General features: G+C 33.8%; 8 protein-coding genes. 2 read left to right on the forward strand and 6 right to left on the reverse strand.

Annotated features, from left to right (window positions below; genetic code table 11):
• Nucleotides 1-238: 238 nt before the first annotated feature.
• A complete protein-coding gene (locus CN692_RS23230; protein ID WP_098121497.1) occupies nt 239-3,826 on the reverse strand; it encodes a bifunctional 2',3'-cyclic-nucleotide 2'-phosphodiesterase/3'-nucleotidase in 3,588 nt (1,195 codons plus the stop codon).
• A 131-nt stretch (nt 3,827-3,957) separates the two neighbouring features.
• Here CN692_RS23230 and CN692_RS23235 point away from each other — a divergent pair, with 131 nt between their 5' ends.
• Nucleotides 3,958-4,848, forward strand: coding sequence for a LysR family transcriptional regulator (locus CN692_RS23235; protein WP_098121498.1), 891 nt, complete (start codon nt 3,958-3,960; stop codon nt 4,846-4,848).
• A gap of 117 nt (nt 4,849-4,965) precedes the next feature.
• On the opposite strand, the gene CN692_RS23240 is transcribed toward CN692_RS23235, so the two are convergent.
• The 5 genes from CN692_RS23240 to CN692_RS23260 all read right to left on the reverse strand — a co-directional run bounded on the left by CN692_RS23240 (nt 4,966) and on the right by CN692_RS23260 (nt 10,897).
• Nucleotides 4,966-5,646, reverse strand: coding sequence for a carbonate dehydratase (locus CN692_RS23240; protein WP_098121499.1), 681 nt, complete (start codon nt 5,644-5,646; stop codon nt 4,966-4,968).
• A gap of 291 nt (nt 5,647-5,937) precedes the next feature.
• The gene (locus tag CN692_RS23245; RefSeq protein ID WP_098121500.1) at nt 5,938-7,926 is read right to left on the reverse strand and encodes an oxidoreductase; all 1,989 of its coding nucleotides are present in this window, start codon (nt 7,924-7,926) and stop codon (nt 5,938-5,940) included.
• 33 nt (nt 7,927-7,959) lie between these two features.
• A complete protein-coding gene (locus CN692_RS23250; protein ID WP_098121501.1) occupies nt 7,960-9,450 on the reverse strand; it encodes a sodium:solute symporter family protein in 1,491 nt (496 codons plus the stop codon).
• Nucleotides 9,450-9,641: a DUF3311 domain-containing protein gene (locus CN692_RS23255; protein ID WP_098121502.1), complete on the reverse strand. Its 192-nt coding sequence runs from the start codon at nt 9,639-9,641 to the stop codon at nt 9,450-9,452. The genes CN692_RS23250 and CN692_RS23255 overlap by 1 nt, the downstream gene beginning before the upstream one ends.
• 227 nt (nt 9,642-9,868) lie before the next feature.
• Entirely contained in the window at nt 9,869-10,897 is a 1,029-nt protein-coding gene (locus CN692_RS23260) for an aromatic ring-hydroxylating oxygenase subunit alpha (protein ID WP_098121503.1), read from the reverse strand.
• 241 nt (nt 10,898-11,138) lie between these two features.
• Here CN692_RS23260 and CN692_RS23265 point away from each other — a divergent pair, with 241 nt between their 5' ends.
• Nucleotides 11,139-12,521 carry a sigma-54 interaction domain-containing protein gene (locus tag CN692_RS23265; RefSeq protein WP_257144108.1) on the forward strand — a complete coding sequence of 461 codons (1,383 nt, stop codon included), beginning with the start codon at nt 11,139-11,141 and terminating at the stop codon, nt 12,519-12,521.
• The last annotated feature ends 266 nt before the right edge of the window (nt 12,522-12,787 follow it).

The raw sequence follows: 12,787 nt of genomic DNA on the forward strand, positions 1-12,787 counted from the left end.
TTTCAATCTACAGATTTTGGTAATTCGAGCTATATATTCTAATTATATATAGCAGTTTTTAATTAAAAAACTTTATTTACTGACGTTAAATTCAACTGTTAAAATAACCAAACTTAATTTACACTACACTTAATTGTATACATTTTAAACACATTATTGAGTTAACTTCATTTAATCTAGTTGAGGGCAAAAAAAAATGACGTGCAATATTTCACACGTCATTTCTTCAATATTAAACTTAATTTACTTTTTGAATTCTTCCTTCAACTTCATAAGTGAAGGGTCTTGAAAGTGATTTCACATAATCTACAGTTGCTTGAAGATCTTCTGGACCTACCTCTAAATTAGTTGAAAGTTCACCAATACCATATTTTACGTTTCCATACATATAGTTGTTTACTACAACTGAATACTCTTCATTTGGATCAATTTTACTTCCATTTGAAAAGAAGATGTCTACAACTTTTCTAGTCGAAGAATCCCAAGTATATTTAAATCCAGCGATATGGAAATCTAAGCCTTTATCTGTAATTTGATTATTTAAAACTGTTTCAATATCTTGTCCACTCAGCATTACTTTATTTAAAACATTTCCAAATGGTTGAATTGAGAATAAATCACCAAATGTAACTTGGCCAGCATTAAGTGGTGCTCTAACACCTCCACCGTTCATCATTGCGAAGTCGGCATCCATAGCTACTTTCATTCCATCTGCTATTAAATTACCTAATGCTAAATCACCATAATTATCTGAAGATGGGTATCCTTTTGGTAAGTTCTGCATCGAATCGCCTACAATTTCAGCTTTAATTGGTGCGATTAAATCCTCGTATTTCTTCATAATCGAAGAAATTGTTGGGTCAGGCGTATAGTCTTTTTGATAAACAGTTACGACTTCTGCTTCCTTCTTAACAATATCACCTGTTACTGCATCTAATTCTAAATCTACATCAGAAAATGCAGATCCATAAGAATAAGCTTGTACGATTAATTTATTATCAACTTCTTTATTATTAAAGACATGATTATGAGCAGCAAAAATAACATCTACCTCATCATCAACTTTTTCAGCAATATCAGATGCATCATATAAATCCGCTTTACCTGTTTGAAGTGTAGGATTATGTGCTAATACTACGATTGCTTTAATCCCTTGTTTTTTTAGAATATCCGTATAATGATTTATTGCCTCAACCTCATCACGAATCTCAAGCGTTTCGTTCCCTTTTCTAACGATCATATTTGGTGTTTCTTGGGTTACAACACCGATAAAACCGATCTTTTTACCACCAACTTCTTTTATTGCATAAGGCTGTGTGATTAATTGCCCTGTTGAAGAATCATAAGCATTGGCAGCAATAACTGGAAAGTTCATTCCGTCATATCCTTTTGTACCATTAGGATGCTCTCCACCATTAATCATACGTTTTAATTCAGCAATACCTTCATCAAACTCGTGATTTCCAACTGTACCTACATCAAAACCCATAGCCTCCATCATTTCAACAGTTGGCTCATCTTGGAAAAGCGCAGAGATTAGTGGACTTCCACCAATCATGTCTCCCGCGTGAACAAGTAATGTATTCGGATTTTCAGCTTCATGTTGTTTCATTGCGGCAGCTGTATATTCCATGCTTCCAGTTAATAATTCTTGACCATTAACAGTAACTTTTGTATCTGTATCAAGCTGACCGTGAAGATCATTTAGGCCTAATAATTGAACTTTAATATTCTCTTTAGGAGCTGTAGCTAAATCTAATTTGAATATTCCAAAGCCTGCGTTATCAGTTTTATTTGTATAAGAAATATTACTCTCTGATTTAATAAATTCTTCTGCTCTTGGAGATGATGTAAAAGTTACATTTACATTACCGCTAATTGGTGCGATCGACCAGTTGTTATCTGCTGTAGGCGTAATTGTTTCCGATTCAGAAATGTAATCCATTAAGATTTGACGGTTTTCATCAGCAGAATCTACTACAAGTTCGCTTCCTTTAACACCTGGGAAATTTCCGCCGCCACCAGCACGATAGTTATTTGTTACAACGATGAATTCTTGATTTAAATCTAATGGTTGTCCATTATATGCTAAATTTACTACTCGACTTGAACTGCTATTAACTAAATTTCCATTTATATCATACTTTGCTGGTTTTGTTACATCAATTTGATAGTTAACACCGTCAATTACATCAAAATTATAAACAGGGAAAGCTGGATTTAATAAAGCTTGTTCTTCTGTTTTAGTTGGATCAATTTGATTATATTTACCGGCAGTCATCTCAATCCACTCTTTGACAACAGAACCTTTTACTTTAATAGCCTTTAATGTATTGTCATAAAGATATAAGTCGCCTGCGCTTCTAATTGTTAGATCGCCTTTTTTAATTTCTGTATATTCAGCTACTCCATTACGTCCAGCTTTAAATGGAGCACCAACTGATAATATTGGTAATTCTTTATATTCTGGTTTCTTTTGGGCAATATATTTTTCTACAAACCATTTTTGAGCATTTGTTACAACTTGAATTGAAGGATCATCTTGGATCAATGAAAAATAACTATGGATGTCATCAGTTGTAGACCCAATTGGCGTATTGACATATTTAACTGTCGCATCATGACTAGGTTTAACAGCCTTTACAATTTCTTGATCCGGCGCTACTGTACTTTTTGTTATAGTTTTACCTGTAGCAGGATCCTTCACATCTTCGTATACTTCTCTAGTTGAAGACATGGAATTTACTACTGACCATTTTCCTTTTTCTTTCTTAAGTGTAAGGTCAATCAATCCTAATGAACCGCCACCGTAACCTGCTTGAACTGCAGGTACACCATTAATTGTTCCCTTCGAATTATCTACACCTGGTAGTGGCTTTTTATTTGCACCTAAAAATAAGGCATCAAGAGTAGCTTCTGATGTTGCAGGGAACACTTTATGCGTATGTGAAAATGTAATTGCATCAATTCCAGGTACTTCACTTAACGAATAAATTACATCTTCTGTATTTTCTTTATTTGCATTAAAACCAGAATGAGTCATCGCAACAATAACGTCTGCTCCATCTTTTCTCATTTCAGGTATGAATTTTTTAGCAGTTTCTACGATATTTTTCGTAATAACTTTTCCATCAAGATTTGCTTTGTCCCACTCACTAATTTGTGGAGGAACAAATCCAATGAAACCAATTTTAATTACGTGCTTCTTCCCTTGTTCATCGATTACTTTTTTATTAATAATTTTATAAGGATTGAATTTGTTTTTATCATTATTAGGATTTTTATCATGATCATCTACGTAAACGTTTGCATTAATGTACGGAAAATCAGCATCATTATAAGCTTCATTTAAAAAATCTAATCCATAATTGAACTCATGATTACCTAATGTTGCAATATCATACCCCATTATGTTCATTGCTTTAAATACAGGATGAACTTCACCCTTTTTTAAAGGATCAATTTTAGCTTCATAAGTTCCTAATGGAGTTCCTTGTATTAAATCCCCATTATCGACTAACACATTATTTTGAACTTCTTTTCGAGCTTCTTTTACTAATGTAGCAGTCTTAGCTAATCCAACTTTTTCATATGCTGCATCTTTGTAGTAATCATAATTTAATAAATTTGTATGGATATCTGTCGTTTCCATAATACGAAAATTTACTAAATCCTTTACATCTTGACCCTTTTTGGATGCCAGAACATTGATTGATTCTTCCTTAGGTGTAGCATATGCTTGCGTACTTACGACTGACATGCCTAATAAAGATAATGCTAACGATAATGACAACGTTTTCGAATTTCTTCTATTCTTTCTCCTCATTTAAATTCCCCTTGTAATTTATTAGGATTCAATTAAAAAATAGCCCCAAAAATTATTATAAAATTAAAATAGGTTAAAATATATTTAATTATACTTAAATTAAGATTAACGATTTCTTAAGGAGTAAACAAATGAATTTAGACCATTTAGCTTATATAGTTGATGTCTCAAAAACTAACTCACTCTCAATGTCTGCGAAAAAATTACATATTTCAGTTTCTGCAATATCTCAGGCCATAAACAATTTAGAGGAAGAATTCGGCTTTAAAATTTTTACTCGTTTGCGTCATGGAACAATCCCCACACCTGAAGGAGAAAAACTAATTGAAAAATCCGTAAATGTTTTGGCACATGCTGAAAAATTAAAAGAGCTAGCACTCAAAAAAAATGAATTACAAAAAGAGATTACGATCGCTTCTGTACCTGGATTAATGCATTATATCGTCAATTTAATTAAACTAATTAAATCCGAAAATCCAAACACAAAAATAGAAGTTAATGGCAAAACAACACAAGAAATTATAAATGATGTAAAACAAAAAAATGCACGCTTTGGCTTAATTTGGATTTATGACAAGTTACTAAAAACAAATAAAGAAATGGTTTTTGATATTATTCAAGAGGTTAAAATCAAAATATGCGTAAGTAAAAAGCACCCGCTCGCTGAATGTAAGCAAATAACAATAGAGGATTTATCAAACGAAACATTTGTCATTCATGATGAACAAAACATTAGATGGTATTATGATGAGTTTTTAAAAAACAAAACAGAAATTTTATTTTCAACAAATAATATCGACAGTATTAGAAGCGCAGTCAAAGAAAATATTGCAATAACAATTGGCACTGACTTCGTTATCCAAAATGAACCACTGATCCAAACTGGTGAAGTTAAATCGATCGAACTAATTAATCCTTATCACCGGCCCTTTTATGTAGGATTTGTAACAAATAAATATCCTCCTCTGTCATCTGATGATAAAAAATATATAAATCAATTAAAAAATGAATTTAACAAATAGGTAGATCATTAAGAAGATGATTACTATAGAAAAAAATATGGGGTAATAACTGAAAAAAGCTGATTTCTAAGGTAGAAGATACCTTAGAAAATCAGCCTTTAAGTATTCAAAAATATATTAATGCTCACAAGCCAAACCACATGAGCAACGATTTTTCCCAAATAACAGATGATATGATGCCGGGAATTCCTGATTGACTCGTTGAACTTCAGCTGCAAACTCCTTACTATCTTTTGGTACATTAGAAAGTGAATCCGCTTTTTCTTGAGTATCAATATTAGCTCCGGGTGGCACGAACTTATTTGGTGCAATTCGAACACCATTTGTTACAACTGCATTATAAGAAATAAACGCGCCTTTTCCTACAATTGCAGTATAAATGATGGAATTAAAGCCAACAAATACTTTGTCCGCAATATAACAAGGTCCGTGAATAAGAGCACCATGAGCAACTGACACTTCATCTCCAATGAAGATCGAATACTTTTTTTTATCGACTGTAATTCTTTTATTTAATAATCCATGCAAAACTACCCCATCTTGAATATTCGTTTTAGAGCCTATATAAAACGGGGTCCCTTCATCCGCACGTATGCTTACATTAGGCGCAACATAAACATTGTTTTTAATCGTAACATCACCAATCACACTAGAAAACTGACTGATAAAAGCTGTTTGATCAATAGTAGGAAAATGTTGAACAGGATTAAATGAAGTAATAGGGTTGGGACTAATAAACGGTTCAAAACAACACGAATCGTTATCAACAGAGGAGTTTGTTTCTTTTTTATTACCCACGTCATCACCTCATTAATAATCTTATTGGCACTAAAATTTTTTATGCTAGAAGATTTAGTGAGGTACGTATCTTACCTGGAAGATGCAATTCATCCAAAAGGTTTATCAACAAAACTCTAAGCTAAATCAACAAATTCCGTTATTTTATCAACAAAAATAATGACTATATCAATAAAGTTCACAACTTTATCAACAAAAGACATAATTTGTTCGTAATACTTCACTCATGCTGAAAATAAAAAAGAGCTGCCTCATTACTTTTGAGACAGCTCTTTTTTAAGTCTATATTACTTAAACGTGTACCCCAGAAGAAACAACTCCTATTTCAAGAGCCGATGTCAATCCTTCGTACGTTGCTTCTTCAATTGTACGCGGAGCAAGACAGTCCCCTATTTGTCTAACGACTGGTGCCATATGTTTCACTTGTTCATATAGCTCATAATTTGGAACGCGTCCCATTGCAAGTACAATTGTATCCCACTCGTCTATAAGTTCCGTCTCATGAGTAAAAAGATTTCTTAATTTGACTTGATTATTATGAATACCACCAAAATCAAAATGTGGGCGAACATCTACTTTTAATTGATATAGTCTCTTTAAATATTCATTTACTAAATATGAATGTAATTCTTTTCCAATGTGTACTTTAGCAGAAAACAAAGTAACATCGTGATTTTTTTCCTTCAAGTGGATAGCTGCTTCGATACCTGGCCAATCGCCGATTAAATCAAAGACTAATACACGTTTGCCCATTTGTATCGAGTTTCCGCTGAAAAGGTCATCAACTGTTATGATTCTTGGATCACCGATGCCTTCCACATGTGGATAGTATGGTCTAGAACCTACAGCACAAATAATCACATCTGGCTTAATCTCTGATATTTTCTCAAGTGTAATTTTCTTACCAAGTTGAACATCAATCTTACTATTAGATAGCTTTCTAATATAATTGTCTAACATCGTTTCAGCTACTTCATGACGCATAGGAGCCTTTCTCATCTTTCTTAGTAATCCGCCAATCTCATCACTCTGTTCAACCAATATCACTTCATGCCCTTCACCATCAGCAGTTAAAGCAGCATGTAATCCAGCAGGTCCTGCACCTATGACAAGTACTTTTTGTTTTACTCTTACGCTTTGGACTAGTGGTAATAATTCTTTTTCTTTACCTGCCATCGGATTTTGCACGCATCCAATTGGAAGTCCTTTAGAGTAGTGACCAATGCAAGCTTGTATACATCCTAAACATGCATCAATTGAATGTAGATCTCCTCTCATTGCTTTATTCGGTAATTCAGGATCAACGATTAAAGCTCGTGTCATACCGACTACATCCGCTTTACCTGAACCTACTATTTTATCTGCTTCCATCGGGTCTATAATTCGGGATCCGACAAATACAGGAACAGCGCCAGCCATCCGAATTTTAAATGAATGGGCAGAATTATATGCATGTTTGATTGGAGAAGGTGGAACGATATGAGTCGATCCTGCGTATGTACTTGAGTCGCCAGATGTTACATTTATAAAATCCACTCGAACATTTTCAACTAAATGCTCGACGATTTTCACCGCGTCTGTTATATTCGTTCCGTCCATTGTCATTTCATCTGCACTCATTCGAATTCCTACAGTAAAATCTTCGCCAACTTTTTCCCAAATACTTTGTACTATTTCTACAATAAAGCGCATTCGGTTTTCGAAGGTTCCACCGTATTCGTCAGTGCGATAGTTCGTATGGCTTGACCAAAATTGGGCTGGTAAATAACCATGGGAACAACAAACTTCTACTCCGTCTAGACCAGCTTTTTTAGCTATTAAGGCTGAATGAGCATACCCCTTTATCACATCTTTAATTTCATCAATATTCATTGGTCTAGGCATTATGCCAAATCTAAAACTTGGTTCCGAAGAAGGTGCCCAAGCAGCATTACGATAATCGCTTGATACAACTTCTCTTCCGCCATGAAATAGTTGACTAAAAACTTTTGTACCATATTGGTGAAGTTGTTTTGCGATTTCAGCGTATGCTGGTATCACTTTTTCATCAAACCCTGCAATCGTATGTGAAGTAAGCATGCCCGATGAGTGAACTGCAGCTGCTTCAAGAATAATTAGTCCAGCTCCACCCTTCGCACGAGCAACATGATAGGCAGTCATTTCAGGAGTGGGAATGCCATTTTCTACGTAATTAGTTTGATGTGCTGTCGATAAAGTTCTATTATTAAGTTCAGTATTTCCAATTGTCACTTTTGAGAATAGGTGCTTAAATTGAGTCATAATTGACCACTTCCTTTCTCCTAAAATACACCTTTATACATTTTCTCGAAAATTAGTAAGCACTCGATCGTTCTTTTCTGTTACAAATTTAGTCTTTCTTGTCACTCTACTAACTACTAGAGTTACAGCAAAATTGATAACCATTACAATTAAACCAACATCAATATCTTGTATGACATGAGGAAACGATGGAAACAGTGTTGCTAACGTTGTGCCAGTTGTTGTGGAATACGTAACAGCTGCAACTCCGATTATGATACCGGCAGCCGCTCCTTGAACTGTTACCGGATTTTTTTTCCAAAGACTAAAATACAATGCTGGAAACAACTGCGCCATAAAGCTGTATGCCATTATGTAGAGTGTCATGATTGTATCGCCACCGTTTAACGTAAAATACAGTGTTACTAGTGCAAGTAACGGTACTAAAACTCGAGTTAGTTTAATAAGTTGATCATCTGTTGTATTAGGTTTCATTGCTTTATAAACATTTTTAGATAAAATCGTAGCAGCAGATGTTAAGACTAATGAACTTGGTATTAGTGCAGCTAAAGCTCCTGCTGCGCCAATAACCCCTACAAACCAAGGATCAAACGAAATCTTAGCGAGTTTAAATAGGGCTAAATCTACGTCTCCACCTTTTAATGATGGAACTTGAAGAATAGCAGCGAATCCAACAAATAAAGAAAAGACTATGATAATTTGATAGATTGGCATAAATGCTGCATTCCAACGAAGTGCTTTTGCACTCTTTGAAGAGAATATCCCCATGAGCATATGTGGGAACATATAGAATGAAAGAGCTAACATAATACTAGTTGTAATAAACCAAGAAACACTTAACCCTTTATCAGGGAATATCATCAAATCAGGTTTAGCAGTTTGGATTGCCTCAAACATTGGATGAAAACCACCGTAATAATGTACAGGAAAATAAATCCCTACGAAGATGACAACAAATAAAATTAGCGTATCTTTAATAACAGCTGTCCAAGCTGAACCATGGATCCCTGAAACTGTTACATAAATTGTGATCGCAATGACAGCAATTGTAATCGCAATACTCTGCGGGATTTTTCCGTAAGAAGCCTCTGAAACAATAATACCTAACCCTTTTAACTGCATTGTTAAATATGGAATTATCGAAATAATACTAATGACTGAAACAAGAACTCCTAGTGCTGAACTATTATACTTTTTCGTATAAAAATCAGATTGTGACACAACATTATTTTCTTTTGCATACTTCCAAACTGGAGGTAACAGCCAATAAGCTACAATAAAATAAAAAGCATTAAAGGCATACACTGCCGGCATTCCAAACGAGTAAGCACTACCCGATGCCCCCATAAATGTAAATGTCGTAAACATTTCTCCTGCCAGTAAGAGAAAAACAAAAAGAGAACCAAAACCTCGTCCACCAATTGACCACTGCTCAAAAGTCATCTCTTTACCTTTCCGTGCTTGTAAACCTAACCAAATAGATAAAGCTAAAAAGCCAAGAATTATGATCAGTGCGGAATTCACTATTGCTCGCCCCCTTTATTAGCAGGATCTAATTTATTCACAATTAATAAAAATATCGATGTTAGAAAAACCCATAAAATCGTCCAAAAGAGAACAAATGGCATTCCAAGAACATATGGCTCAACTTTATTAATAACTGTGAGCGATCCAATAGCTGGTATTGCACTTAATATGTACAGTAATTTTTTCATTTGATACCCTCTCCTTCTTTTACGTGAGACTAGATAAATATGAAAAATACTTTTGATAGATTAAGATAATAGCTATAAATAAAACGTTTTCAAAATATCGAACCAAAAAAGAAAAGCCGAGTATGATCGATCGGTAAACTATAAATACTTAGCTTTTAAAACATCCCATTATCTAAAATAAAATACCGAATAGGAATCTATCATTTTTACATTCTACAAAAACTCGATTATAACTCGATTGCTTCTTTAATCATCTCGTGAAAATGTTGCATCGCGTTCTCTGTAGGTGAATAAATACCATTTTCAAATGCATTAGAATGTAAGCCCGATTGTAATAACTCCACTAAATCAAAATCCTCTTCTCGCACTTGATCAACAAATTTAATCATTTCCTCTTCTTCTTTCGAAATTTCTTCATTTATAAAGAAATAGCGATATACTGCCATTGTTTGGTTTGCGTCAATAGGAATTAGTTGTGTTGTCGTCATATTTCCACTACCAGAATATACACTCAACATCATATTTGGCCAGATCCAGTAAAAACGTGTTAAGCTTTCCTCCTGGTTCTTTACATTTGAACATTGGTAAGAGAATTTATCACAAGGAACGATGCTGTAATTCGATAAATCAAATGTCTTCGAAAATGATGGATGCGCAACTGGACAATGATCGCATTCTAAGAAATTATCAACGACAGCTTTCCAATTCGCTTTAATCAAACGGCGGTTTTCTTTTACTAATTGTAATGAATCCATAAAAGGGTAACGACTTAGTTCGTTTACTAACTCCCCGTATTCAACAGAAAATGCTGGTGCATTCTTATTTAAATTTACAAAGATCATCGAGCGATGTACTTCTAATTGAATCGACTTCAAACAGTTATATTCACCTAAATCGATATTTTTAAAGTTTGGTGCACGATTTACATGCCCATCCAACTTAAAAGTCCAGCCATGATAAATACATTGTAGGATTTTTTTATTTCCTGATTCACTTTGCTCCACCTTTGTACCACGATGTGGGCAAATATTATAAAATGCGCGTATTTTACCATCATTAGCATGTGTTACTAAAATAGATTCGCCAGCAACCTCAAAAGTGAAATAATCACCAACTTTTTTAACCTGACTAGTATGACCTACGAAAATCCAATTATTACTGAAAATCTTTTTTCTTTCCGTGTCGAATACCTCTTGGCTAACATAATTTTTATACGGCAATGACGTTTGTAAAGTTTGCGTTTCCTTTGTAGACATAATAATGATTCCTCCTTTTAGCAGTAATGATTAGTTGGATTTCACCTGAAACTAAATCCACCCTTTATTAATTAACTCTTGCAAGATTTATGCCAATTTTTGGTTTCGTTGTATGAAAGGAGATAACACTATTTATCTATTTTCAAACTAGAATAATTATCTTATAATTTACTCAATTCAGTCAATTTTAACTCAACATACTATTTTTTGACTAACAATGTTTTTAGAGGAGGTTTACGTTTTGGCAAATACAACAAATGACAAAATAAAAATTGAGATTAGTAATGAGATCCTACAAAAAATATTGGACAATTCTCCAAATGAATTTTATGTACTTGATAAAGATGCCCGTATTGTGTATATGAACAAAGCTTGTGAAAGACATTATGGGATCAAACTAAAGGATGTAGTAGGAAAATCAAACGATGATTTAATTTCAAAAGAATATTGGAAACCGCTTATTCTTCCACGCTTATTCAAAGAAAAGAAAACAGTCATAATGAAACAAATAAGTTATGTTGGAAAAGAAATTATTACAACAGCCATTCCTTTACTAAATGATAAACAAGAAATTGAGCTAATTATCACATCTTCACAAGATGCAAGCTATAAAGATTTATACATACCTGATGAACAGGAAATAAATGAAGCTGAACAAGCAGCAATTTATAAAAATAATATCATTACGAATAACAAGGAAATGAGTAATATTGTTAAGGTTTGTGAAAAGGTTGCTAAAGTAGATGCAACTGTATTAATTCAAGGTGAATCTGGTACAGGAAAAGGAGTAATCGCTAAATATATCCATCAAAAGAGCAATCGAAGTAAAGCACCTTTTTTATCTTTAAACTGTGCAACTATTCCAGAAGAGCTACTAGAGTCAGAACTATTTGGATATAGAGATGGAGCGTTTACCGGGGCAACAAAAGGTGGCAAGCAAGGACTTTTAGAGCTTGCAGATGGGGGAACCGTATTTTTAGATGAGATCGGCGATATCTCACCAAAAGTTCAAGCAAAGCTTCTAAAAGTCATTCAAGAATTTGAATTTATGCCAATTGGTGGCAAACAAGCTAAAAAAGTAAATATCCGTATCCTTTCAGCAACAAATCGAAACTTATATGAAATGGTACAAAACAAGGAATTCAGAGAAGACTTATATTACCGCCTTCATGTCGTTAATATAAAAATTCCACCATTACGAGAAAGAAAAGAAGATATCATTCCACTAACCTATCATTTTCTATCTGAATTTAATCGAAAACATCACTTAAATACGATCATTTCTGAAGAAGCTTTGAATACTTTTTACAACTATTCATGGCCTGGTAATATACGACAATTAGAAAATATGCTTGAAAGCCTCGTAGTAACAAGTGATGGCATTATAAAAGTCGAGGATTTAACAGACTTATTAATCGAAAACAAAAAAGACAGTTCAAGCACTGAAGTGATTAGCGACTGTTCGCTTCTAGCTTCACTAGAAGAAGTTGAGAAAAACATTGTAATTAATTCTTATACAAAATATAGGAATACAAGAAAAGTAGCCGAGGATTTAGATATTAGTCAGTCAAAAGCTGCAAGACTAGTTCGGAAGTATTGTAGTGAATTAGACTTCTACAATTAATAATAAAAAATACCCGGTACATAGCCGGGTATTTTTTCTAGGTGTTGAAATAAATCCTGGTTAATATTGAAAAATGAATTGGGGTAACTCATGAGTAAGTAATAAGGCAGAAATATGAAATTTAGTTACTCATAGAGGGTTCATGAGTAACTAAAAAGGCTCAAATTTGAAAAGCTGTTACTCATAAAGGGTTCATGAGTAACTAAAAGGGCTCTTTTCTGAAAAACTGTTACGCATAGAGGGTTCATGAGTAACTAAAAGGGATC

The sequence above is a fragment of the Bacillus sp. AFS002410 genome, from assembly GCF_002556365.1.
Taxonomy (GTDB): Bacteria; Bacillota; Bacilli; order Bacillales; family Bacillaceae_G; genus Gottfriedia.

What these genes read in the sequence shown, in the direction of transcription:
- CN692_RS23230 (WP_098121497.1), bottom strand. Translation starts at nt 3,826, where the DNA reads ATGAGGAGAAAGAATAGAAGAAATTCGAAAACGTTGTCATTATCGTTA.
- CN692_RS23235 (WP_098121498.1), top strand. Translation starts at nt 3,958, where the DNA reads ATGAATTTAGACCATTTAGCTTATATAGTTGATGTCTCAAAAACTAAC.
- CN692_RS23245 (WP_098121500.1), bottom strand. Translation starts at nt 7,926, where the DNA reads ATGACTCAATTTAAGCACCTATTCTCAAAAGTGACAATTGGAAATACT.
- CN692_RS23255 (WP_098121502.1), bottom strand. Translation starts at nt 9,641, where the DNA reads ATGAAAAAATTACTGTACATATTAAGTGCAATACCAGCTATTGGATCG.
- CN692_RS23260 (WP_098121503.1), bottom strand. Translation starts at nt 10,897, where the DNA reads ATGTCTACAAAGGAAACGCAAACTTTACAAACGTCATTGCCGTATAAA.